This is a genomic window from Hydrogenophaga sp. H7 (genome assembly GCF_002025745.1).
Taxonomy (GTDB): Bacteria; Pseudomonadota; Gammaproteobacteria; order Burkholderiales; family Burkholderiaceae_C; genus Hydrogenophaga; species Hydrogenophaga pseudoflava.
In genome coordinates this window covers 182,304-205,908 of sequence record NZ_MCIC01000016.1, presented here as the reverse complement: position 1 = coordinate 205,908, position 23,605 = coordinate 182,304, and the positions used below count along the sequence as shown (strand labels likewise).

Annotated in this window: 22 protein-coding genes; 6 read left to right on the top strand and 16 right to left on the bottom strand. The window is 68.9% G+C overall.

The features are described from left to right. Positions 1–7 precede the first annotated feature (7 nt). Complete coding sequence (locus tag BC358_RS14510) at positions 8–598, top strand: NADPH-dependent FMN reductase (RefSeq protein WP_079366561.1); 591 nt, start codon at positions 8–10, stop codon at positions 596–598. A gap of 25 nt (positions 599–623) precedes the next feature. On the opposite strand, the gene BC358_RS14505 is transcribed toward BC358_RS14510, so the two are convergent. Further along, positions 624–2,009 (bottom strand): virulence factor family protein, encoded by a 1,386-nt coding sequence (locus BC358_RS14505; RefSeq protein WP_079366384.1) that lies wholly within the window; start codon positions 2,007–2,009, stop codon positions 624–626. Further along, entirely contained in the window at positions 2,006–4,597 is a 2,592-nt protein-coding gene (gene mprF / locus BC358_RS14500) for a bifunctional lysylphosphatidylglycerol flippase/synthetase MprF (protein WP_143434315.1), read from the bottom strand. The genes BC358_RS14505 and mprF overlap by 4 nt, the downstream gene beginning before the upstream one ends. A gap of 51 nt (positions 4,598–4,648) precedes the next feature. On the opposite strand from mprF, the gene BC358_RS14495 reads away from it, so the two are divergent. Further along, entirely contained in the window at positions 4,649–4,933 is a 285-nt protein-coding gene (locus BC358_RS14495; RefSeq protein WP_079366383.1) for a YkgJ family cysteine cluster protein, read from the top strand. On the opposite strand, the gene BC358_RS14490 is transcribed toward BC358_RS14495, so the two are convergent. The 4 genes from BC358_RS14490 to BC358_RS14475 all read right to left on the bottom strand — a co-directional run bounded on the left by BC358_RS14490 (position 4,908) and on the right by BC358_RS14475 (position 7,653). Further along, positions 4,908–5,825: an alpha/beta fold hydrolase gene (locus tag BC358_RS14490; protein ID WP_079366382.1), complete on the bottom strand. Its 918-nt coding sequence runs from the start codon at positions 5,823–5,825 to the stop codon at positions 4,908–4,910. The two genes, BC358_RS14495 and BC358_RS14490, sit on opposite strands and share 26 nt — an antisense overlap. Before the next feature lie 76 nt (positions 5,826–5,901). Continuing rightward, the gene (locus tag BC358_RS14485; RefSeq protein WP_079366381.1) at positions 5,902–6,474 is read right to left on the bottom strand and encodes a YceI family protein; all 573 of its coding nucleotides are present in this window, start codon (positions 6,472–6,474) and stop codon (positions 5,902–5,904) included. Positions 6,475–6,515: 41 nt separating this feature from the next. Further along, positions 6,516–7,079 carry a YceI family protein gene (locus BC358_RS14480; protein WP_079366380.1) on the bottom strand — a complete coding sequence of 188 codons (564 nt, stop codon included), beginning with the start codon at positions 7,077–7,079 and terminating at the stop codon, positions 6,516–6,518. A 19-nt stretch (positions 7,080–7,098) separates the two neighbouring features. Continuing rightward, on the bottom strand, positions 7,099–7,653 hold the full coding sequence (locus BC358_RS14475) for a cytochrome b (RefSeq protein ID WP_079366379.1): 555 nt from the start codon (positions 7,651–7,653) through the stop codon (positions 7,099–7,101). 136 nt (positions 7,654–7,789) lie between these two features. Here BC358_RS14475 and BC358_RS14470 point away from each other — a divergent pair, with 136 nt between their 5' ends. The 3 genes from BC358_RS14470 to BC358_RS14460 all read left to right on the top strand — a co-directional run bounded on the left by BC358_RS14470 (position 7,790) and on the right by BC358_RS14460 (position 9,605). Further along, positions 7,790–8,443: a Crp/Fnr family transcriptional regulator gene (locus tag BC358_RS14470; RefSeq protein ID WP_079366559.1), complete on the top strand. Its 654-nt coding sequence runs from the start codon at positions 7,790–7,792 to the stop codon at positions 8,441–8,443. A 99-nt stretch (positions 8,444–8,542) separates the two neighbouring features. Beyond that, the gene (locus BC358_RS14465; RefSeq protein WP_079366378.1) at positions 8,543–8,734 is read left to right on the top strand and encodes a DUF2892 domain-containing protein; all 192 of its coding nucleotides are present in this window, start codon (positions 8,543–8,545) and stop codon (positions 8,732–8,734) included. Positions 8,735–8,831: 97 nt separating this feature from the next. Then, positions 8,832–9,605 (top strand): class II aldolase/adducin family protein, encoded by a 774-nt coding sequence (locus tag BC358_RS14460; RefSeq protein ID WP_079366377.1) that lies wholly within the window; start codon positions 8,832–8,834, stop codon positions 9,603–9,605. A gap of 6 nt (positions 9,606–9,611) precedes the next feature. Here BC358_RS14460 and BC358_RS14455 read toward each other — a convergent pair whose 3' ends face one another. The 10 genes from BC358_RS14455 to BC358_RS14410 all read right to left on the bottom strand — a co-directional run bounded on the left by BC358_RS14455 (position 9,612) and on the right by BC358_RS14410 (position 22,002). Beyond that, positions 9,612–10,937 carry a glutamine synthetase family protein gene (locus BC358_RS14455; RefSeq protein ID WP_079366376.1) on the bottom strand — a complete coding sequence of 442 codons (1,326 nt, stop codon included), beginning with the start codon at positions 10,935–10,937 and terminating at the stop codon, positions 9,612–9,614. A gap of 2 nt (positions 10,938–10,939) precedes the next feature. After that, positions 10,940–12,418 (bottom strand): aldehyde dehydrogenase, encoded by a 1,479-nt coding sequence (locus BC358_RS14450; protein ID WP_079366375.1) that lies wholly within the window; start codon positions 12,416–12,418, stop codon positions 10,940–10,942. Between the two features lie 120 nt (positions 12,419–12,538). Further along, positions 12,539–13,888, bottom strand: coding sequence for a hypothetical protein (locus tag BC358_RS14445; RefSeq protein ID WP_079366374.1), 1,350 nt, complete (start codon positions 13,886–13,888; stop codon positions 12,539–12,541). A gap of 5 nt (positions 13,889–13,893) precedes the next feature. Beyond that, a complete protein-coding gene (locus tag BC358_RS14440; protein WP_066152139.1) occupies positions 13,894–14,754 on the bottom strand; it encodes an ABC transporter permease in 861 nt (286 codons plus the stop codon). Next, the gene (locus BC358_RS14435; protein WP_066152136.1) at positions 14,751–15,668 is read right to left on the bottom strand and encodes an ABC transporter permease; all 918 of its coding nucleotides are present in this window, start codon (positions 15,666–15,668) and stop codon (positions 14,751–14,753) included. The genes BC358_RS14440 and BC358_RS14435 overlap by 4 nt, the downstream gene beginning before the upstream one ends. Before the next feature lie 22 nt (positions 15,669–15,690). Continuing rightward, the gene (locus BC358_RS14430) at positions 15,691–16,794 is read right to left on the bottom strand and encodes an ABC transporter ATP-binding protein (RefSeq protein ID WP_066152134.1); all 1,104 of its coding nucleotides are present in this window, start codon (positions 16,792–16,794) and stop codon (positions 15,691–15,693) included. Positions 16,795–16,891: 97 nt separating this feature from the next. Then, positions 16,892–18,073, bottom strand: coding sequence for an extracellular solute-binding protein (locus BC358_RS14425; protein ID WP_079366373.1), 1,182 nt, complete (start codon positions 18,071–18,073; stop codon positions 16,892–16,894). Between the two features lie 154 nt (positions 18,074–18,227). Then, a complete protein-coding gene (locus BC358_RS14420) occupies positions 18,228–19,667 on the bottom strand; it encodes an aspartate aminotransferase family protein (RefSeq protein WP_079366372.1) in 1,440 nt (479 codons plus the stop codon). A 108-nt stretch (positions 19,668–19,775) separates the two neighbouring features. Further along, complete coding sequence (locus BC358_RS14415) at positions 19,776–21,149, bottom strand: glutamine synthetase family protein (RefSeq protein WP_079366371.1); 1,374 nt, start codon at positions 21,147–21,149, stop codon at positions 19,776–19,778. A gap of 52 nt (positions 21,150–21,201) precedes the next feature. Next, a complete protein-coding gene (locus BC358_RS14410) occupies positions 21,202–22,002 on the bottom strand; it encodes a gamma-glutamyl-gamma-aminobutyrate hydrolase family protein (protein ID WP_079366558.1) in 801 nt (266 codons plus the stop codon). A 111-nt stretch (positions 22,003–22,113) separates the two neighbouring features. Here BC358_RS14410 and BC358_RS14405 point away from each other — a divergent pair, with 111 nt between their 5' ends. Then, positions 22,114–23,604 carry a PLP-dependent aminotransferase family protein gene (locus BC358_RS14405; protein WP_079366370.1) on the top strand — a complete coding sequence of 497 codons (1,491 nt, stop codon included), beginning with the start codon at positions 22,114–22,116 and terminating at the stop codon, positions 23,602–23,604. The last annotated feature ends 1 nt before the right edge of the window (position 23,605 follow it).

The following is a 23,605-nucleotide window of genomic DNA, read 5'->3' as shown; positions in this document are numbered from 1 at the left end:
GCCGCCCATGAGCACCCCCACCCCCCTCCTCGTCTTCGCGGGCAGCACGCGCGCCCAGTCCTTCAACCGCAAACTGGCCAAGGTTGCGGCCGACATCGGCCGGGAGGCCGGTGCCGCTGTGGCCCACATCGAGCTGGCCGACTTCGACGTGCCGCTCTACAACGCCGACCTCGAAGCCAAGGGCACGCCGCGAGACGTGGTGCGCCTGAAGGAACTCTTCTTCGCCCACCCGGCCTGGGTGGTGGTCTCGCCCGAATACAACGGCAGCTACACCGGCCTGATGAAGAACACCATCGACTGGGTCTCCAGCCCGATCAAGGGCGACCCCACCTGGTCCAGCGGCACCAAGCCATTCGCCGGCAAGGTGGTCGGCATGCTGTCGGCCTCGCCCGGCGCGCTCGGCGGCCTGCGCAGCCTGTCGCACCTGGCGCCGCTGCTGATGAACCTGCAGTGCTGGGTGTCGCCGAAGCAGTTCGCCCTGTCCAAGGCCGGCGAGGCCTTCACGCCCGAGGGCCAGCTGGTGGCCGAGGCCGCGCGCGAGAACGTGCGCGGCGTGGTCGAGCAGGTTCTCTGGGCCGCACGGCGCTTCGGCACCTGAGCCCCTCCCCGCAGCGGCTTGCGCGTCAGCGGCTGCGCAGCAGGATCTGCTCGGCCAGCCCGTCGTAGTTGCCGCCGAAGTGGTGGTCGCCCTTGAGCGGCACCGTGGTCATCTGCTCGGGCGGCAGCTTCGGGCAGATCGTGTCGCGGTCGTCGGTGCCGTAGATGCAGGTGGCGCTGGCGGCCGTGAAGCCGGCCAGCTCGGGCGCCACCGGTGCACCCTTGGCGTCGCGCGAGACCCAGTTGGTCAGCTTGAACTCGAAGGACGCGCGCTCGCCCGGCCCCAGCAGCACGGTCTGCGACACCATGGCCCGCGTCGCCGCCGGCAGCCGGTTGACGGCGAACGGCAGCACGTCGGCGCCCTGCGAATAGCCGATCAGCACCACCCGGTTGCGCTTCCACTGCCGGGCGTAGGCGCGGATGGTGCGCGCGAGGTCGTCGGCAAAGCCCTGCGGCGTGCGCGCCGTCCAGAAATAGCGCAACGAGTCCCAGCCCACCACCGGCACGCCCTTGGCGGCCATCACCGCGGCCACCCGCTTGTCCAGCCCGGCCCAGCCGCCGTCGCCCGAGACCAGCACCGCCAGCGTGTCCGAGGCCACGCCGGACGGCACCTCCACCAGCGGCAGGTCGCCCACCTCGGCACCGGCCTCGGCGCTGAGCCGGCTGGTCGACACCTCGGTGGCCATGCGCCGGTACGACACCTCGTAGGCCGACAGACCCGCCGCCGTGCCCAGCAGGTCCTCCCCCACGCCCGGCACGCCGACCCAGTGGCTGCTGGGCACCTTGGACACGAAGGCCTGCGTCGCCGCCACCGGGCAGCTGCGGTCCTGTGCGCCCTGCAGCGCCAGCCAGGGGGTCTGCATGGCCGTGTCCGGCAGTAAAGTGAGGGCTGACTTTTCCTTGTTAATCCGGAACACCGAGCCCTCACCCTTGCACAGCGGCTTGGCCAACGGCAGGCTCGGGCAGAAGCCGATGGACACCGCGCCGGAGAAGGTGCCCTCGGGCGCCTGCGCCGCCATGGCGTAGGCCAGCGCACCGCCAGAGCCCACCCCCACCGCCAGCGGCGGGTAGTAGGCCGGCAGCCGGGCATAGCCCTGCAGGAAGCGCGAGAGGTTTTCCACATCGCCCTCGGGCAGCACGCAGGTTCCGCCGTCCTGGTTGAAGTTGGCCAGCAGCGAGGGCGTGTCGATCGCCGCCACCACCGCGCCGGTGTCCAGCAGCACCTGGGCCGCCGCGCCGGGACCGCCGGTGCCCCAGCCGTTGGCGCCCGAGAACAGCAGGGCCACGGTCTTGACCTCGCCCTTGGGGCGGTAGAGCCGCACGTCCTTGAAGCGGCCGTGCGAGACGGATTCCTGGGCAGCGGCGGGCACCAGGGCGGCGCCGAGCATGAGCGAAAGAAGCAGGGTTTTCATTTGGTGATCACGCGCCGCCAGCCACCCGCGATCAGCGCGGCGGTGTCCGACAGCACCAGCAACGGGGACAAGCCGCCCGGGGCTGCCAGGTAGCGGGGTTCCCAGACGGGGTCGAATTTTTCCTTGAAAGAACGCAGTCCCTGGAAGTTGTAGAAGTTCTCGCCGTGGTTGAACAGCAGCCGCCCCAGGCGCTGCCAGCGCGGCGCCAGCCGGTGGCTGGCCATGCCCGAGAGCGGCACCATGCCCAGGTTGAAACGCGCCACGCCCTGTTCGCGCAGGTGCAGGATGATCTGCGTGAACAGGAAGTCCATGGTGGTCTTGGGGGCGTCGCCGCGCTGGCGCATCAGGTCCACGGCGGCCTCGGCGGACAGCCCGGTCACCAGCATGGTGGCAAACGCCACGATGCGCCCCTCGTGCCGCACCAGCGCCACCGGCTGGCGCATCACGTACTCGCGGCTGAACGCGCCGAGCGAAAACGCCTTTTCCGCCGTGTCCTGGCGGCCCAGCCAGTCGTCCGACACCGCCTGCAGCGCATCGAACACCGCCTGGGCCGCCCCTGCGGGCAGCCACTCGAAGGCCAGGCCGTCGCGCTGGGCCCGCGCCACCCCGTGGCGCAGGTTGGCGCGCCGCTTGCCTTCCAGGCTGAAGCCGGCCAGCTCCACCGTCGCGCACTCGCCCAGCTTGTAGACCCGCAGACCAGCGTCCAGATACACCGGCAGGGCCTGCGGCCGCACCTGGTAGAAGGCCGCCCGCCCGCCGGACTCGCCCGCCAGCTCGACGAAGCGCCACACCAGCTCCGGCCATTCTTCGCGCGGTCCCACCGGGTCGTACAGCGCCACCCAGGAGCGGCCCTTGCGCGCGAACATCAGGAAGGCCCGGCCAGACTCCGAGAACATCAGGCACTTGTCGCCCATCAGCGCCAGGCCCGCGCCGGCGCTCTCCTGCGCGATCACCACCGCCTGCGCCCGGGCCAGCTGCGCCGGGTCGGGCCGCGGCAGCGCCGGCGGCGCGCGGTGCAGCAGATGCGCCAGCGCCACGCACAGCGTCAGCAGAGCCACGGCCACCATGGCCCGCAGCGAGCGCGGTGCATGGCCATCGAACTCGAAACGCCACCACACCGTGTCCACATAGGCGGTGTCCTGGTAGACGAACACCAGCAGCGCCGCCACCGCCGCCACCACGGCCAGCACCGCCGCCAGCCAGCCGCGCGAGAAGGCCAGCGACAGCAGGGCTGCCCGCCGGTTGAAGTGGCGGTGCGACAGGGCCAGCGACAGCGCCAGCAGGCCCAGCAGCACCGCCTCGGACACCGCGATGCCCTTGGGCAGGCACAGCACCAGGCTCGCCAGCGCCAGCACCAGCCCGGCCCACCAGGCCACGTCCAGCCGCAGCAACATGCCGCGCGCCACGAACAGCAGCGCCAGCCCGATCACGCTGGCCAGGAAGTGCGCCGCCTCCACCGCGGGCAGCGGCATGAACTGGCGCAGGTGCGCGGTGGCGTCTTCGGTGGCGGGCGTGGCGCCCGAGACCAGCAGCACCACGCCGCTGACAAAGGTGAAGGCCGACAGCAGCAGCGGCGCGAGCGCGGACGCTGCCCGCACCAGCGGCGTGGACACCCCACGCCGCCAGGACGAGCCCACCAGCAGCAGCAGCGCCAGGGCCAGTGGCAGCAGGTGGTAGATCACCCGGTACAGCACCAGCGCGCCCACCAGCCGGTCCGCCGGCACCTGCTGGCCCAGCGCCAGCAGCAGCACGGCCTCGAACACGCCCAGGCCACCTGGCACATGGCTGATCACGCCGACAGCGATGGCCAGCGAATAGAAACCGACGAACGCCGGGAAGCCGACCGAGCCCGCCGGCAGCAGCACCCACAGCACGGCCGCGGCGGCCACCACGTCCAGCGCGGAAATCAGCAGCTGCTGGCCGGCCAGCGAGGCGCTGGGCAGGCGGAAGGTCCAGCCGCGGAACGACCAGCGACCGCCGCGCCGGCAGGCGCCCAGCGCCGCCGCCGTCACCAGCAGCGACGCCACCCCGGCGGCGCGCAGCAGCTCGGGCGGAGCCCGCAGCAGCGAGGCCACCGACTCGGCGCCCCAGACCAGCGCCGCCGCGCCGACCACCGCGATGCCCACCGTGAATCCCAGGGCGTTGAAGGCGATGGCGCGCGAAATCTGCCCGGCCTCCAGCCCCGCCGCACCGTACAGCCGCAGCCGCACCGCACCGCCGGTGAACACGCCCAGCCCCACCGTGTTGGACAGCGCGTAGGCAATGAACGAGGTCTGCGCCACCACGCGGTAGGGCAGGCGCGCGCCGGCGTACTGAAGGGCCGAGCGGTCGTAGAGGGTGAGCGCCAGGAAGCTCAGCGCCGTGGCCGCCACCGCCGCCAGCAGGTCCCCCGCCGGGGTGTCCTTGGCGGCGGCCATCACCGCGCCGTAGCTGAACCCGTTCAGCACGCGCAGCACCGCCTCGGCCACCAGACCGAACAGCAGCAGCCCCACACCCAGGCGGAGCCAGAAACGCCAGCGCGTCAGACGCGCGGTCAGCAGCTCGGGCGCTGACAGCAACCATTTGGAAAGGAACCGTGGGGACGACATGCAGACCTTGAAACCGGGGAGCCCAGCCGCCCGAAAGGCGACAATGGTGCCATGGCTTCGAGCACCCCGCCGCCCTGCCGCGCCGCTTGTGCGGCCTGCTGCATCGCGCCCTCGATCAGCAGCCCGATGCCCGGCCTGCCGGACGGCAAGCCCGCGGGCGTGCCCTGCCCCCACCTGGACGAGGCCCTGCGCTGCCGCTTGTTCGGCCGGCCCGAGCGGCCGGCGGTGTGCGGCTCGCTGCAGCCCGGCGCCGAGATGTGCGGCGACACCCGCGAACACGCGCTGCATTTTCTGCAGCGGCTGGAGCAGGCTACGCAGCCGCTTCCGCGCGGATGAAGTCGGCCACCTGGGCACCCACCGGCGCCGCCAGCGCGTCCGGCAGCAGGTGCCCCATGTCCAACACCGTCAGGCGGGCACCGGGAATCAGCCGCGCCAGCGCCTGGCCATGCGCCAGCGGCAGGCAGGGGTCTTCGGCGCCGTGCAGCACCAGGGTCGGCACGCGCAGCTGCGGCAGCCAGCCGGTGCGCGGTGCCGCGCGGTCCACCGCCAGCGCGTGCTGCATCGCGGCCAGCGGATGGTGCCCCGCCGCCATCGCGGCGCGCGCCTGTTCGCGCACGGTATCGGCCGGAAACGGGTGCGAGCCGCCGTGGAACACCGACCAGCCCTGCAGGGCCGCCTCGTCCGGCGGCAGGCCGCGCGCGCGCACCGAGGTCTCCAGCAAGGCCTGCAGAAAGCCCGGCGCCGGCCCGGGCAACCCGTCGGTGGGCACCGGCCGCCCCAGCGTGGCGGCCATGTAGGGCCGGTGGTCGGGCGAGCTGCCCAGCAGCACCAGGCGGCTCACGCGCTGCGGGTGTTCGTGCGCCAGGTGCTGGGCGATGTAGCCGCCCATGGACCAGCCCACCACCGCCACCCGCGCCATGTCCCAGGCGTCGAGCACGCGCAGCGCATCGGCCACCAGGTCGGCCAGCGCATACGGCGGCGCGTGCAGCGGGTGGACAAAGGAACGGCCGGTGTCGCGGTGGTCGTAGCGCAGCACCCGGCAACCGGCCTGCACCAGCGCCGCCACGAAGCCCGGTGGCCAGAAATGCGCCGGGTTCATCGCCCCCATCACCAGCAGCACCGGCGGCCCGTCGGCCGGCCCGCAGGCCTCGCTGAACAGATCGCCCAGCCCGGGCACCGGCACGCGCCGCGGCGTCCAGAGGATGGTGTTCGTGGTCCCTGTGTTCATCGCCCGTTTGTACCGCAGCCCGCAAAGCAAAAGGCCCGCAGCAGCGGGCCTTTGTTCGGGAACGGTGGCGCAGGAATTACTGCTTCACAGCTTCCACTTGCAGCACCAGGCGCACGTTCTTCGGGAAGCCCCAGTCGATGCCGTAGTTCACGCCGAAGGCGGTGCGGTCGATGGTGGCTTCGAAGTCGCCGCCGCAGACTTCGCGCTTGAGCATGGGGCTGTCGTAGCAGTTGAACTGCGTGGCCTTGAGCGTGACGGGCTGTGTCTTGCCGGCGATGGTCAGGTTGCCTTCCACGGCCGAGACCTTGTCACCGCTGAAGACGAACTTGCTGGAAACGAACTGGGCCTTGGGAAACTTCTCGGCGTTCAGGATCTCGGCGCTGGCCAGGTGCTTGTCGAACATGGCGGTGCCGGAATTCACCGAGGCGATGTCGATGCTGATGTCGACCTTGCCGGTCTTGGCGGCCTTGTCGAAGCTGACCTTGCCTTCCTTCTTGTCGAAGCGGGCGCGGTTGGTCGTGGTGCCGAAGTGGCCGATCTCGAAGGTGGCGAAGGTGTGGGTCGGGTCGATCGCGTAGTCGGCGGCCTGGGCGATGCCGGCGGTCGAGAGCACGGCCGCGGCGGCCAGCAGGGAGAGGGACTTGCGCATGGTTGAACTCCTGGATTGAGGTTGGAAAGGGAAACGCGAAATCAGAGCTTGGGCACGCCGGTCAGGGCAATCTTGAACTTCACCTGCACCTCGTCGGCGACCATCGAGGTGTCGGCCCACTCCTTCTCGCCGATGCGGAAGGTCAGGCGCTTGATCGGGAAGGCGCCGCTGGCCACGGTGGTGGCGCCGTTCTGCGCCAGCGTGACGGGCACGACCACGTCGCTGCTCACGCCCTTGATGCTCAGCTTGCCGGCGACTTCGTACTTGGTGGCGTCGATGCGCTTGATGGCGCTGGACTGGAAGGTGGCCTTGGGGAACTGGGCCACGTTGAACCAGGTGGCCTTGGGCAGTTCGGCGTTGGCTTCGCGGCTGATGTCGGCGCTGCCGGTGTCCACGGTGAAGGCGATGCTGCTGGTGGCCAGCTTGGCCGGGTCGAACGCCACCTGGGCGCTGAAGCTCTTGAACTTGCCGTCCACGGGCACGCCCATCTGGCGGCTGGTGAACGCGACCTCGCTCTGGGCGGGCACGATGGCCTGCTGCGCCTGCACGGCCAGCGGGGAGACGCTTGCGGCGACCAGCGCCAGGGAAAGAAGACGGGTGTTCATGAAAGGACTCCTGGGAAGGTCAGCGGCTGAAACCCATGCGGGACATCAGGCCGTCGCGGTCGACAAAGTGGTGCTTGAGCGCCCCGGCCACGTGCAGCAGCACCAGGCCGGCCATGGACAGGGCCGCGATCTTGTGGGCTTCCTTGAGCGCGTCGGCCAGGCCTTCGCTCACCGGCACAAAGTCGGGCAGCGGCAGCACGCCAAACAGCACCACCGGGAAACCGGCGGCCGAGCTGAAGGCCCAGCCGCTCAGTGGCACGGCGAAAAACAGGGCGTACAGGCCGATGTGGGTGACGTGGTGGGCCAGCCTCTGCCAGCCGGGCATGGCGGCCTCGATGGCCGGGGGCAGCGCGGGCGGCGATTTCAGGATGCGTGTCAGCAGGCGGACCGCGGAGAAAGCGAGCACCAGCACACCGGCCCACTTGTGCCAGCTGTAGTACTGCAGCCGGGCGGGCGAGAACGGCAGGTCCGCCATGTAGAGGCCCAGCGCGAAGTTGCCTACGATGAGCAGGGCCAGCGCCCAGTGCAAGGCCCGGGCCAGCGGATGGTAGGGGGTGACGGAGGTGGTAACCATGGCGGCAGTGTAGGGATGGGCCGCGCCGCCCGGGTCAAAAGCGCTTGAAGCCTGAATTCAAAAATTTCGAATGAACTTTGACCGTGCGTTCGCATCTCCCTCCCTCGGACAAGCCCCCGCCCCTACAATGCGCCGCATGTCCCAGACCACCCCTCCCGACCTGCTGACGCTGTACCCCGCGCTGGCCGGACTGCCGGCGCTGGTGGCCCGACTCTCCCCCATGACCGTGCCCGCCGGCACCCGGCTGTTCCGCGAGAACGACCCCTGCCAGGGCTTTCCGCTGGTGCTCTCCGGCGAGGTGCGGGTCTCGCGCAGCGCGGCCAACGGCCGCGAGCTGGAGCTCTACCGCGTCGCCCCCGGCGAGATGTGCCTGGTGTCCTCGGCCGGCCTGTTCGCCCACCAGCCGCTGACCGCGCGCGGCGTGGCCACCAGCCAGACCACGCTGTGCCTGCTGCCGCCGCCGGACTTCCAGGCCGCGCTGGCCGACGCCGGGTTCCGCGAATACGTGCTGGGCCTGTTCGCAGCGCGCATGGCCGACCTCACCGGCCTGATCGAAGCGATTGCCTTCCAGCGCCTGGACAGCCGCCTGGCCACCGCCCTGCTCGGCCACGGCCAGACCCTCAAGACCACCCACCAGGCGCTGGCCGACGAGCTGGGCACGGTGCGCGAGATCGTCACGCGGCTGCTGCACCGCTTCGAGCGCGACGGCCTGGTCGAGCTCTCGCGCGAGAGCATCGCCATCAAGGACAGCGCCGGCCTGCGCACGCTGGCCGCCGGCCAGGCCGGCTGAGCCCGGCCCGGCATTTCCTGTGTGACCGCGGTCACAGACCGACCGGGGCCGCTGCGGCTCCAATACGTCCGCACCCTCTTTCACCCACAGGAGATTCACATGACCAAGAACGTTGGCGGCGTTGACCGCACCCTCCGCATCGTCGTCGGCCTCGCCCTCATCGCCGCCGCCGCCACCGGCACCATCGGCCTCTGGGGCTACATCGGCGTCGTGCCCCTGCTGACCGGGCTGATGGGCTGGTGCCCGCCGTATGCCCTGCTCGGCTTCAACACCTGCTCGATGAAGAAGTAAGCCCCGCGGCTGTCGGACCTGCGACAGCCCGCATGCCGTGTCCGCGCGACCATGTCGCGCACCGCCGCGCACCCTGATGCGGCGCAGGAGACACGGCATGCTCAACATCCCCTCGTTCAAGGACTCGGTCAGCACCGAGGAATGGCAGATCCGCTGCGACCTCGCGGCCTGCTACCGCCTGGTGGCCGCCTACGGCTGGTCCGACCTGGTGTTCACCCACATCAGCGCCAAGCTGCCCGACAGCGTCACCGGCGGCGAGCACCAGTTCCTGATCAACCCCTACGGCCTGATGTTCGACGAGATCACGGCGTCCAGCCTGGTCAAGGTCGACATGCAGTGCAACAAGCTGCACGACACGCCCTTCCCTGTGAACCCGGCGGGCTTTGTGATCCACAGCGCGGTGCACGAGGCGCGGCCCGAGGTGCAGTGCGTGCTGCACACCCACACCCGCGCGGGCGTGGCGGTCAGCGCGCAGAAGGCCGGCATCCTGCCGATCAGCCAGCAGAGCACCTTCGTGCTGGCCTCGCTGGCCTACCACGACTACGAGGGCGTGGCCTTCCGCCCCGACGAGAAGCCGCGGCTGCAGGCCGACCTCGGCCGCGCCAACTTCCTCGTGCTGCGCAACCACGGCCTGCTGACCGTGGGCAGCTCGATCCCGGACGCCTTCCTCTCGATGTACACCTTCGAGAACACCTGCCGCATCCAGATCGACGCGCTAGCCGGCGGCGGTGAGCTCACCCAGGTCGACCCGCGCATCCTCGCCGGCATGGCCGAGGTGATGAAGATCGCCACCGCCGGCCAGGGCGCGATGCTGGCCTGGCCCGCGCTGCTGCGCAAGCTCGACCGCAGCGACACGTCGTACAGGACCTGAGCGTTCTCAGAAGGCGTCTGCATAGCGCGCCAGCTCCCAGTCGCTCACCTGCTGCGCGTAGGCGTCCCACTCGGCGCGCTTGAGCGCCAGGAACTGCTCGCAGAAAGCCTCGCCCAGGTCGTCGCGCAGGATGGCGTCGGATCGCAGCGCGGCCAGGGCCTCGTGCAGGTCGCGCGGCAGCCGCGGCGGCAGCGTCTCGCCGGCCGCGTGTCGCTGGTAGAGGTCGGCGTCGACCGCCTCGGGCGCGGGCAGCTCGCGGTCGATGCCGTCCAGCCCCGCGGCCAGCGTCGCCGCCAGCGCCGCGTACACATTGCATGAAGGGTCGGGCAGGCGCCACTCGATGCGGCCGGCCACCGTGCGCACGAGGCAGGTGCGGTTGTTGTCGCCCGCCGCTTTCCACACCGGCGACCAGGTGGTGCCCGACGCGCTCTCGCTGACCGCCAGCCGCTTGTAGCTGTTGACCGTGGGTGCACACAACGCGGCCAGGGCATCGCCGTGCTCCAGCAGGCCGGCCGCGAACCGCAGGCCGGTGGCACTCAGACCCATTGGCCCGCCGGCGTCGGCCATCACGGGTTTGCCATCGGCGTCCGTCAGGCTGAGGTGGAAATGCAGGCCGCTGCCCGGCGCACCCGCCAGCGGCTTGGGCATGCAGGAGAACACCTGGCCGTGCTGCTGCGCCACCGCGTGCGCGGTGAGCTTGAAGAGCTGGTAGCGGTCGGCCGCGGCCAGGGCCTCGTCGAAGCGGTAGTTGATCTCGTACTGGCCCGTCGCATCCTCGTGGTCCATCTGCTGCAGCTCGAAACCGAGCGCTGTCAGATGGCGCCGCATGTCGTCCAGAAAGCCGTGGTTGCGCACCATGGCCTTGAGGTCGTAGGACGGCTTGCCGAGCCGGTCCTCGCCGTCGGCCACGCCCCAGCGGCCGTCGGCGCCCCGGCGCAGCAGGAAGAACTCGGGCTCGATGCCGACATGGAAGGTCCAGCCGCGCTCGCGCAGGCGCGCCAGCTGTCGCCGCAGCATCTGGCGCGAGCAGGTGGCCAGCGGCTGCCCGCCCGCAAAGCCGTCGCACACCGCGTGCGCCACACCCGGCAGCCAGGGCAGCGGTCGCAGGCTCTCGGGCACGACGCGGCCGAAGTACTCGCCGCGCGCGCCCATGCGCGGCAGGCCCGTGCCCCAGATGCTGGGGCCCGCAAAGCCGGCCCCCGTGACCACCGCGTCGGGCAGGCCCTCCAGCGGCACCAGCTTGCCCTTGGGCACGCCGTGCAGGTCGGTGAAGGTGGCCATCACCGAATGCACACCCTGCGCCCGCAGGGCCTCCATGCGCTGCGCCAGCATCTTCAGACCGGGCTGTCGATGCGAATCCAGGTGGTTTTGGTCTCGGTGTACTTGTCGAACGCGTGCAGGGACTTGTCGCGCCCCACCCCGCTCTGCTTGAAGCCACCGAAGGGCACCGTGATGTCGTCCTCGTCGTAGGAGTTCACGTGCACCGTGCCGGCGCGCAGCGCGCGCGCCACGCCGTGCGCCTTGTTGATGTCGCGCGTCCACACCGCGGCCTGCAAGCCGTAGATGTTGTTGTTGGCCTGCTGGACCACGTCGGCCGCGTCGGTGAACGACAGCACCGACAGCACCGGGCCGAAGATCTCCTCGCGCGCGATGGTCATGCTGTTGGTCACGCCGTCGAAGATGGTGGGCTGCACGTAGCAGCCGCCGGCCACGGGCGCCACGCGCTCGCCGCCGGCGAGCAGCTTCGCACCTTCGCTCTGCCCCAGGCCGATGTAGCGCATCACGTTGTCCAGCTGCACCTGGTCGACGATGGCGCCCATCACCGTGTTCTTGTCCAGCGGGTTGGCCGGCTGGTACTGCGGCACCAGCTTCAATGCCTTCTCCAGGAAGGCGTCCTTGATCGAGGCCTCGACGAACAGGCGCGAGGGCGCGTTGCAGCTCTCGCCCTGGTTGAAGAAGATGCTGCCCACCGACGCCTCCACCGCCTTGTCCAGGTCGGGGCAGTCGGCGAACACGATGTTGGGCGACTTGCCGCCCAGCTCGGTCCAGGCGCGCTTGAGGTTGCTCTGCCCGGCCATCACGTGGATCTGCTTGCCCACGCGGGTGCTGCCGGTGAAGGCGATGCAGTCCACGTCCATGTGCAGCGCCAGCGGCGAACCGGCCTCGGGGCCGTAACCGGTCACCACGTTGAAGACGCCGGCCGGGATGCCGGCTTCCAGCGCCAGCTCGGCCAGCTTGAGCGCCGTGAGCGGACTCTTCTCGGACGGCTTCAAGACCACCGAGTTGCCCGCCGCCAGGGCCGGCGCGATCTTCCACGCCGCCATGATCATCGGGTAGTTCCAGGGCACGATGACGCCGACCACACCCACCGGCTCGCGGGTGATCAGGGCCAGCGCGGTGTCGGGCGTGGGCGCGATCTCGTCGTAGACCTTGTCCACCGCCTCGCCGTACCAGCGGATGCAGTTGGCCGCGCTGTTCACGTCCACGCCCTTGGCGTACTTGACGGGCTTGCCCATGTCGAGCGACTCGGTCAGCGCCAGCAGGTCGCCGTTGGCCTGGATCAGCTCGGCGAACCTGATCATCACGCGCTTGCGCTGCGCGGGCGCCTTGCCGGCCCAGCGGCGGTCTTCAAAAGCGGCGCGGGCGGCGGCCACGGCGGCGTCGATGTCGGCCTGGCCGCAGCGCGCGACCTGGGTCAGCACGCGGCCGTCGACCGGCGAGATGCAGTCGAACAGCTGGCCGTCGCGGGCGGCGACGCGTTCACCGTTGATGAGCGCGCGGCCGTCGAAGGAAGGGATGGTGGTGTCGGACATGGGCACGGGTCTCCACATTGAATTGGCACCATGCTAAGACAACATCCCGTGAAATGTTGCGTCCACTTCCAACGCCCGGAAGGGCCGAGTGGACTCAGCGGTGGCGCGTGGGAAGCCCGTTCACTGCGCCGCGTCCCGCTCGAACCGCCGCCGCAACCAGGTGCGCCGCTCGTAGTCGCTCTGCACCACCGGCACCCCGTACAGCGCATGGCAACCGTAGGCCCGCAGGTCGTCGCGGTGCGGCAGCACCACATACGGCTCGCCGCTGCGGCGCCAGTCCTGCGCCAGCCGCTTGCAGACGCGGCGCAGCTTGTCGCGGGTCACGGGTTCGAGCGTGGTCGCGGCCTCGATGAAGCGCTCCTGGCCCAAGACGAAGCGCCCCAGCTGCACCCCGGCCAGCGCCACCGCCAGTACCAGCCCGCCCCACAGCGGCACCCGCCAGGCCTGCCCGGTGGGCGGCCAGCGCGCGATCACCAGCAGCGCCAGCAAGGGCAGCGGCAGCATCATCCGGTAGAGCGAGAAGAAGGGCGAGCCGGCGTTGTACTCGGCGAACTTGTTGTTGCCCACCATCAGCGCGATCAGCAGCAGCAGGCCCGCCGCGCCCAGCACCCAGCGCCAGCCGTCTGTGCCCGCCAGCGACGCCGGGTCGCGCCGTTCGGCCCTCATCACCAGCGCCCCGGCGCCCAGGCCCAGCAGCAGCAGGCCGCCGAGAGCCACCACCACGTCGGGGTTCTGCAGGTTGCCCAGCAGGTAGCCCGGAGTGAATGCCAGGTCGGGAAACCGATGCACCACATGGTCGGGGTTCCACACGTAGAACAGGCCCAGCGCCTTGAATAGCGCATAGCCCAGCAGCAGCCCGGCCCCGGCCAGCAGCCAGCGCCGCCGGTCGGGCAGGAACACCAGCGCCGGCAGCATCAGCACATTGCTCATGTACGAGCCGGTGCAGAAGCCCACCAGCGCCGCCCAGCCGATCTGCGCTCCCGCCGGGGCAGGCGCCGGGCGCAGCAGCAGGGCCAGGCCCAGCCAGGCCAGCGCGATGCCGGTGATGAAGCCGCGCGGCAGCGCCGCGGCCAGCGTGTACTCCAGCGGCAGCGCGAAGAACAGCACGGTCACGCCCAGCGCCGCCCAGGGCCGTTCGCGGCCCAGCCACCAGGTGGTCAGCACCCAGGGCATGTAGAAGCTCAGCGCCGCCACCGCCTTGACCCCCACCAGCGGGTCCAGGTCCAGCCAGACCGCGGGCACGGCGAGGTAGGCCTCGAACGGCAGCAGGTAGGCCTGGCCGTAGAAAAAGGGTTCATGGAACTCGCCGCGCGCCATCCAGGCGGCCTGGTCGGCCACCACCAGCTGGTCCGGGTCCAGCCAGACGGCGTGGAAGCCGGCCTGGTGGACCACGGCGTGCAGAGCGCAGAGAAGCAGCAGCCAGAGGCGGCTGTCTCGAAGCAACACGGTGGGGCCGACCAGGTCTCGCAAGGCGGTCAGCGCGCCGACAGCGCCGACAGCTCGGCCCGCGTGGCGGCCTGGATCTCGCGCTCGCGCTTGCGCGTCTGGCGCGCCACCCAGACGCTGTAGCCGATGATCACGATGGTCACCGTGGTGATGAGCAGCGTGGCGGCGGCGTAGATGGTCGGGTTGATGCCGCGGCGGGCGTAGCCGAAGATCACCTGCGGCAGCGTGGAAACGCCGGGGCCGGAGAGGAATTCGGAGATCACCACGTCGTCGAACGAGAGCGTGAAGGAGAGCAGGAAGGCCGCCAGGATGCCCTGGAAGATGTTGGGCAGGGTGATCAGGAAGAACACCTGGTGCGGGCGCGCGCCGAGGTCCATCGCGGCCTCCTCGATGCTGCGGTTCATCTCCATCAGCCGGCTCTGGATCACCACCATGCCATAGGCCATGCCCAGCAACGTGTGGCCCAGGATGATGGTCAGCATGCCGCGCTCGGGCCAGCCGAACACGTTCTGCGCGCCCACCATCAGCAGCAGCAGCGACAGGCCAATCACCACCTCGGGCATCACCAGCGGCGCATTCACCATGCCCGAGAAGATGGTGCGCCCCAGGAACTTGCGGTAGCGCACCAGCACGAAGGCGGCGAAGGTGCCCAGCACGGCCGAGAGCAGGCCCGTGACCGCCGCCACCTTCACCGACAGCCAGAAGCCCTCGACGATCTTGGTGTCGCGCGTGAGCGCCTCGTACCAGCGCAGCGAGAAGCCGGTGAAGTTCGCGTCCTGCCGGGTGCTGTTGAAGCTGAACACGATCATGAAGAACAGCGGCAGGTACAGGAACAGGTAGACCAGCGCCATCCAGGCCTTGCCAAAGTGTTTTTCCAGAAGGCGTTTCATGCCTTGCCCCCTTCGGTTCGGTCACCGGTGTAGTGGTAGTACACGGCCAGCGGCACGATGATCAGCAGGATCATCACCACCGCCAGCGCCGAGGCGCGCGGCCAGTTGTTGCTGGTGAACATCTCGTCCCAGACCACGCGGCCGATCATGATGTTCTCCGGCCCGCCCAGCAGCGAGGGGATCACGAACTCGCCCACCGCCGGGATGAACACCAGCATGAAGCCGGCGATGATGCCGGCCTTGGACAGCGGCACCGTCACCAGCCAGAAGGCCTTGAAGGGTGTGGTGCCCAGGTCGTAGGCGGCCTCCAGCAGGCGGAAATCCATCTTCACCAGATTGGCGTAGAGCGGCAGGACCATGAAGGGCAGGTAGACGTAGGTCATCCCCACCAGCATCGACACATTGGTGTAGAGCATCTGGATCGGCTCGCTGGTGAGGCCCACCGCCATCAGCACTTTGTTGACCACACCCTGGTCGGCCAGGATGCCTTTCCAGGCGTAGACGCGCAGCAGGAACGAGGTCCAGAACGGCAGCATCACCATCATCAGCAGGGCCGGCCGCACCGCCGGCGACGAGCGCGCGATGAAGTAGGCGAAGGGGTAGCCGATCAGCAGGCACAGCAGGGCTGTGAGCAGGGCGTACCAGATCGAGCGCAGGTAGGCCTCGATGTAGATGGTCTGGAACAGCGCGCCGCCCTCGTCGTCGCGGAAGATGGTCCAGTAGTTCTCGTACTTCAGGCTCAGGATGCCCGTCACAGGGTCCCAGATCGGCTTGAAGGGGTTGATGCTCTCGCCCTGGTCGACGAAGCTGATGTACAGCAGGATCAGGAAGGGCAGCAGGAAGAAGAAAAACAGCCAGACATAGGGCACGCCGATGACGAAGCGCTTGCCTGGAACCGGAAGGGGTGACGCCATGGTGGTGCTCCTCGGTTCGGGTTCAGTCGCGCAGCACCACGGCGTCGAGGTCGTCCCACCAGAAGAACACGTCGTCCTCCCAGGTGATGTCCAGCAGTTCGTGGCGCGAGCCGTTGGGCTCGGTGATCTTCACCTTGGTGCCCTGTGGCGTGACCACGATGTAGTTGTTGTACGACCCGAAGTAGCCGATTTCCTTGACCCGTCCGGCAAACAGGTTGTGGTCGATGTGGGATGGGCGCTCCTTGGCGATCTCGATCTTCTCGGGCCGCACCGCCACCGCCACCGGCATGTCGAGGGTGCCGCTGATGCCGTGCCCCACGTGCACCTCGCCGATCGCCGTGCCCACCGCGCAGCGGTCGGGCTCGTCCAGCGTCAGCTTGCCGTCGAACAGGTTGACGTTGCCGATGAAGTCGGCCACGAAGCGGTTGCCCGGGTACTCGTAGATCTGCTGCGGCGTGCCCACCTGCAGCACGCGGCCCTTGCTCATGACGGCGATGCGGCTGGCCATGGTCATGGCCTCTTCCTGGTCGTGCGTCACCATCACCACGGTCACGCCCACCTTCTCGATGATGTTGACCAGCTCGAACTGCGTCTGCTCGCGCAGCTTCTTGTCCAGCGCGCCCAGCGGCTCGTCCAGCAGCAGCAGCTTGGGCTTCTTGGCCAGGCTGCGCGCCAGCGCCACGCGCTGCTGCTGCCCCCCCGAAAGCTGGTGCGGCTTGCGCTTGGCGTACGGGGTGAGCTGCACCAGCGCCAGCATCTCGTCGGTGCGCCGGGCCACCTCGTCCTTGGGCAGGCCCTCGCGCTTGAGGCCGAACGCCACGTTCTCCCAGATGTTCAGGTGCGGGAACAGCGCGTAACTCTGGAACATCATGTTCACCGGCCGCTCGTAGGGAGGCATGTTGGCCACGTCCTGACCACCGAGCAGGATGCGGCCCTTGGTCGGCGTCTCGAAGCCGGCCAGCATGCGCAGCAGCGTGGACTTGCCGCAGCCCGAACTGCCCAGCAGGGCGAAGATCTCGCCCTTGCCGATGGACAGCGAGACCTCGTCGACAGCCACCGCCTCGTCGAACCGCTTGACCAGTTTTTCCGTGACCAGATAGCCTTCTTGCGTGCCGGCTGCTGCCATGGTGACCCCTCGTTGTTGGTGATTCAGAAACAGAAAGGGCTGTTCATACACAGGGTACGAACAGCCCGTGCAGGCTATGCCTGGGTGCCGGTGGTGCTTACTTGCCCTTCTTGAAGCTGTTGTAAGCGTTGGACATCGCCTCACGCGCCTCGTTGGTGAAGCTGCTGGGCGGGATCATCTTGGCCATGTAGTCCGACTCCACGAAGATCGTCTTGTTGCCGGCGATCTCGGGGTTGACCTTGTCCATGCCTGCCTTGTTGCCGGTGGGGTAGCCCATCTCGTTGGCCATGGCGGCCGCGTTCTCGGGACGCAGGAAGTAGTCGATGAAGGCCATTGCGTTGTTCGGGTGCTTGGCGTCCTTGGTGATGGCCATGGCATCGACAAACAGCAGCGCACCGGAGGAAGGCAGCAGGGCCTCGATCACATCCTTGCCTCCGTTTTCCTTCACGCGGGCAGCGGCCTGGTTGATGTCGCCGGACCAGCCAATGGCCACGCAGGCCTTGCCGCCGGCGATGTCGTCGATCATGGTCGAGCTGAACAGGCGGATGTCCTTGCGAACCTTGGCCAGCATCTCGTTGGCGGCCTTGTAGTCGGCCGGGTCGTTCGAGTAGGCGTCCTTGCCGATGTAGTGCAGCGCCACCGGGATGATCTCGGTGGGCGAATCCAGGTAGGCGATGCCGCAGGACTTGAGCTTGCTGGTGTACTCGGGCTTGAACACCAGGTCCCAGGCGTTTTCCGGCATGGGCATGCCGCCCAGGGCCTTCTCGAGCTTGGTCTTGTTGATGCCCACGGTGGTGAAGCCCCAGCCCCAAGGCACCAGGTGCTGGTTGTCCGGGTCGGCCTTGGTCAGCGTCTTCATGAACTCGCCGTCCAGGTTGGCCAGGTTGGGGATCTGGTCCTTCTTCAGCGGCTGCAGCAGACCGCCCTCGATCTGGGGCTTGGCGAACACGGTGCCGGGCACGACGATGTCATAGCCGGAGTTGCCGGCCACCAGCTTGGCGTGCAGGGCCTCGTTGGTCTCGAAGGTGTCGTAGTTGACCTTGATGCCGGTTTCCTTCTCGAAGGTGGCGATCATGCCCTCGGGGATGTAGTCGGGCCAGTTGTAGATGTTCAGGACTTTCTCGTCGTCGAACACCGGGCCGGCCGGCTTGGCGGGTTCGGCGGCGGGCGCCGGGGCGGCGGCGACCGGGGCGGCCGGCGCGGGCGCGGGCTCTTCCTTCTTGCCGCAGGCGGCCAGCAGGACGGCTGTGATGGCCAGGGCCAGGACTTGCTTCTTCATGATGAGGAACGCTCCAGGTTTGAGGGGAATAATTCCCAACGGTTGATGTACAGACACCCTGCTTCAACGCTTGCGTTGAACAAGCAAATAGCAGACCAACTTTATCCCCAATCCGGGGCGTCATTTACTGTAACAAACAATCGCATCGGCTCGGTCAGCCGAGCAGGCCCTGCGAGCGCAAATCGTCCAGCGTCGCGTCCAGACAGAGGCGGATCAGACCCATCATCTCGTCGATCTGCGCCCGGGTCATCACCAGCGGCGGCGCGATGATCATGCGGTCGCCCACGGCGCGCATGATCAGGCCGTTCCTGAAGCAGTGGCCGCGGCAGATCATGCCCACCGCCAGGTCGGGGTCGAACATGGTGCGCCGGACCTTGTCCTTGACCAGCACCAGGCCGGCCACGAAGCCGCAGGTCTCGGCCTCGCCCACCAGCGGGTGGTCCTTGAGTTCGGCGAAGCGCTGGGCCAGGTAGGGGCCGGTGTCGTTCTTCACCCGGTCCACCAGGCCCTCGCGCTCCATCAGCTCCAGGTTGGCCAGCGCCACCGCGCAGGCCACCGGGTGACCGCTGTAGGTGTAGCCGTGGTTGAACTCGCCGCCCTTCTCGATCAGCACCTCGGCCACGCGGTTGCCCACCATCACGCCGCCGAGCGGGATGTAGCCGCTGGTCACGCCCTTGGCAAACGTCACCAGGTCGGGCTTCATGCCGAACTTCTCGTAGGCGAACCAGTGGCCCAGGCGGCCGAAGGCGCAGATCACCTCGTCGGCGATCAGCAGGATGCCGTACTTGTCGACGATGCGCTGGATCTCGGGCCAGTAGGTCTCGGGCGGGATGATCACGCCACCGGCGCCCTGCACCGGCTCGCCGATGAAGGCCGCCACCTTGTCCGGGCCGATGGCCAGGATCTTCTCTTCCAGCCAGCGGGCCGCGCGCACACCGAACTCGGCCGGGGTTTCGCCGGCGCGCGCGTTCTCCCAGTGGTGCGGCTGCTCGATGTGGGTGATGTTGGGGATCGGCAGGTCGCCCTGCGCGTGCATGCCGCTCATGCCGCCGAGCGAGGCGCCGGCCATGGTGCTGCCGTGGTAGGCGTTGTGGCGGCTGATGATGACCTTGCGCTGGGGTTGGCCCATCAGGTCCCAGTAGCGGCGCGCCATGCGCACGTTGGTGTCGTTGCTCTCGCTGCCGCTGCTGCTGAAGAACACGTGGTTGAAGCTGCGGTCGCCCACCTTGGGCGCCAGCGCCGCCAGCTTGGTGGCCAGCTGCACCGCCGGCACGTTGGTGGTCTGGAAGAAGCTGTTGTAGAAGGGCAGCGTCATCATCTGCTGGTAGGCCGCGTCCGCCAGCTCTTTGCGGCCGTAGCCGGCGTTGACGCACCACAGCCCGCTCATGCCGTCGAGCACCTTCTTGCCCTCGGAGTCCCAGACGTAGATGTTGTCGGCGTGGGTCATCACGCGCGCGCCGCGCGTGGCCAGATCACCGTGGTCGGTGAAGGGGTGGATGTAGTGCGCGCTGTCCAGCGCCTGGATGGCCTTGGTGTCCTGTTGCTCGGCGCGGCGGACCAGGGCGGGGGGAGCGATCAGAGTGGAAGTGTTCATCACAGTCTCACGAATGAAGGGGTTGTTTCAAGAACGCCGCGGAACCGGCTTTGCCGGGCCGCCAGCGTTGCCCCCTGGGGGGTGACGCCAAAGGCGGCGCGGGGGGGGTCAAACATGCAGCAACAAATGTTCGCGTTCCCAGGGAGAAATGACTTTCATGAACTCCTCGAACTCCAGCTCCTTGATCTCGGTGTAGATGGTGATGAACTCCTTGCCCAGCACCTCGTGCAGGTCGGTCTCGCGGCGCAGCCAGTCCAGTGCCTCGCCCAGGCTGCGCGGCAGCGCGTAGGGCGAGAGGTAGGCGTCGCCGCGCATCTCCGGCTTGGGCTTGATCTGGTTCTTCATGCCCAGATAGCCGCAGGCCAGGGTCATCGCCATCGCCACATAGGGGTTGGCGTCGGCACCGATCACGCGGTTCTCCACGCGCCGCGCCTGCGGGCTGGAGATCGGCGAGCGGATGCCCACCGTGCGGTTGTCGTGGCCCCACTCGATGTTGATGGGCGCAGCCGTGTGGCGCGACAGGCGCCGGTAGCTGTTCACATAGGGCGCCACCAGCGCCATGGCGGCCGGGATGTAGCGCTGCAGGCCGCCGATGTAGTGGTGGAAGGCGTCGGACGCGCTGCCGTCCTCCTTGCTGAAGATGTTCTTGCCAGTCTGCTTGTTCACCACGCTCTGGTGGATGTGCATGGCGCTGCCCGGCTCGCCGGCAATCGGCTTGGCCATGAAGGTGGCGTACATGTCGTGGCGCAGCGCGGCCTCGCGCACCGTGCGCTTGAAGAAGAACACCTCGTCGGCCAGGCCCAGCGGGTGGGCGTGGAAGAAGTTGATCTCCATCTGGCCGGCGCCGATCTCGTGGATCAGCGTGTCCACGTTCAGCTGCATCTTGTCGCAGTAGTCGTAGATCTCCTCGAACAGCGGGTCGAACTCGTTCACCGCGTCGATCGAATACGCCTGGCGCGAGGTCTCGGCGCGGCCGCTGCGACCGATGGGCGGGCGCAGCAGGGTGTTGGGGTCGGTGTTGCGCGCGGTCAGGTAGAACTCCAGCTCGGGCGCGAGCACCGGGTCCCAGCCCTCGGCGGCGTAGAGGTCGCACACATGGCGCAGCACCGAACGCGGCGCAAACGGCACCAGCTTGCCGGTGTGGTCGAAGCAGTCGTGGATCACCTGTGCGGTGGGGTCGGTGGCCCAGGGCACGATGCGCACCGTGGCCGGGTCGGGCCGCAGCTGCATGTCGCGGTCGGTCGGCTCGATGACGTCGTAGTAGGGACCGCTGGCCGGGAACTCGCCCGTCACGCCCATGGCCACGATGCCCTGCGGCAGCCGCATGCCGCGATCTTCGGTGAACTTCTCGCGCGGCAGGATCTTGCCGCGGGCCACGCCGGTCAGGTCGGGCACGAGGCATTCGACCTCGGTCACGCGGTTCTGGTTGAGCCACTGCTCCAGGTCGTTGAAGGTCTGGGGACTGGTGATCGGCTGGTTCATAAAGTGCTGTCTCTCTGTGTTGATTCTGTCGGGCCGGACCGTCTCGAGACCGTCAGGCCGGTGTGTGTCGCGCCAGGTCGGCGGCCTGCAGCCGCAGGCTGCGGCGCTGCCGGCAGGCCTTGCCGAAGGCCTGGAAGATGGCGGTGTAGAAGGGGTTTTCCCAGCAGCGCCATTCGGGGTGGAACTGCACCGCGTAGGCAAACGTGCGGGCGCCCTGCACCGCCACCGCCTCCACCTGGCCGTCGGGCGCGTGGGCCAGCGCGTCCAGCCCGGGGGCGAGCTTGCTGATGCCCTGGCCGTGCAGCGAATTGACCATCACCTCGGGGCCGCCGGCCCAGGTCTCGAACACGCTGCCCGGCACCAGCCGGATCGGGTGGCTGGGTGCGTACTGCACCTCGAACGGCGCGGTCTTGGACTCGCGGTGGTCCATCCGGCCGGGCACCTCGTGCACCCGCTGGTGCAGCGTGCCGCCCAAGGCCACATTGATCTCCTGGAAGCCGCGGCAGATGCCCAGCAGCGGCACGCCCTCGTGCACGCAGGCCTTGATCAGCGCCAGCGTCAGCGAGTCGCGCACCGGGTCCAGCGGCAGGCTGGGATCGGCCACGTCCTCGTCAAAATGGGAAGGGTGCACATTGGAGGGTGAGCCGGTCAGCATCACGCCGTCGACCAGCGGCAGCAGCTCGGGAATCTGCCCGGCGTCGGCCAGCGGGAACATGACCGGCTGGCACTCGGCGCCGACCTTGACGGCCCGGGCGTACTTGTCGCCCAGCAGCAGGAAGGGCATCTGGTGGCCGTGGTCGCCCATGAGGCGGTGGTCGGCCGGCAGCCAGACCATGCAGGGTGATGAATTCATGGCTTTGAAGCTCCAGACTTGATTGTGGCGAGGCAATTGGATCACAATCAGGGCCATTTGTTAAAACAAGATGGTGCCATTTGACCGCTGTCATGGCCCGCCCACACCCGCATGCTGTCCGAATTCCTCCTCGCCGAAATGCACCGCCTGGGCGCGCAGGACGCGCTGCCGCTGCACCGCCAGCTCTACGAGGCGCTGCGCCGCGCCATGCTCGACGGCAAGCTCGGCCCGGGCGAGCGCCTGCCCTCCAGCCGCGACCTGGCGCAGGACCTGGACCTCTCGCGCAACACCGTGGTGGCGGCCATCAACCAGCTCTCGGTGGAGGGCTACCTGGTCAGCCGGGTCGGCAGCGGCACCTATGTGAACGACAGCGTGCCACGCGCCACGCCGGGCCGCCACCCGGGCCTCACGGGCGTGCGCAGCCCCGCCCCGGCGCCCCGCATGTCGGCGCGCGGCCAGGCCCTGGCCACCCGCTTCTGCGCCACCGAACTGGAGGTCCAGCCCTTCACGCCCGGCATCGCCGACTTCAACGCCTTCCCGCTCACACTCTGGCAGCGGCTGCAGAACAAGCACTGGCGCATGACCTACCCGGACATGCTGGACTACAACAGCTCGGGCGGCTACGCGCCGCTGCGCCGGGCCATCGCCGACTACCTGCGCGTGTTCCGCAGCGTGCAGCTGGACGCCGACCAGGTCATCGTCACCACCGGCACGCAGCAGTCGCTCGAACTCTGCGCCCGCCTGCTGGCCGACCACGGCGACACCGTCTGGGTGGAAGACCCGGCCTACTGGGGCGCGGTCAAGGCCTTCATGGCCACCGGCCTGACCCTGCACCCGGTGCCGGTGGACGACGAGGGCATCCGGCCGACGGCGGGCGACGACGCCAAGCCGCCGCGCCTGATCTACCTGACGCCCTCGCACCAGTACCCCAGCGGCGCGGTGATGAGCCTGCCGCGGCGCCACCAGCTGCTGTCCACCGCACGCACCCACAACGCCTGGGTGCTGGAAGACGACTACGACAGCGAGTACCGCTTCAGCGGCCCGCCGATCAGCAGCCTCGAAGGCCTGGACACCGACGGCCGCGTGCTCTACATGGGCACCTTCTCCAAGGTGCTCTACCCCGGCATCAAGCTGGGCTACCTGGTGGTGCCCAAGGCCCTGGTCGCGGCGTTTCGCCAGGCCCACTACGACCTCAACCGGCCGGGCCAGATGCCGCTGCAGGCCGCGCTGGCCGAGTTCATGGAGATGGGCCACTTCAGCAGCGCGCTGCGCCGCGCCCGCCAGACCTACGGCGAGCGGCGCCAGTGCCTGCTGGAGGCGCTCAAACCCGTGCTCGCCCCCGCCGGCCAGGAAGGCCCCTTCATCAGCGGCGCCGAACAGGGCCTGCACCTGTGCCTGCGCCTGCCGGCCCAGACCGACGACCGCGCGCTGGCCCAGCGCATCGCCCAGCAGGGCCTGACGGTGCGGCCGCTGTCGGCCTACTGCCTGGCGCGCCAGGACCTCAAGGGTCTGGTGATCGGCTACGGCTATGCACCGCTGTCGGGCATCGCGCGCGGCGGGCCGCTGCTGGCCGCCGCGGTGCAGCAGGCGCTCAAGGCCTGAG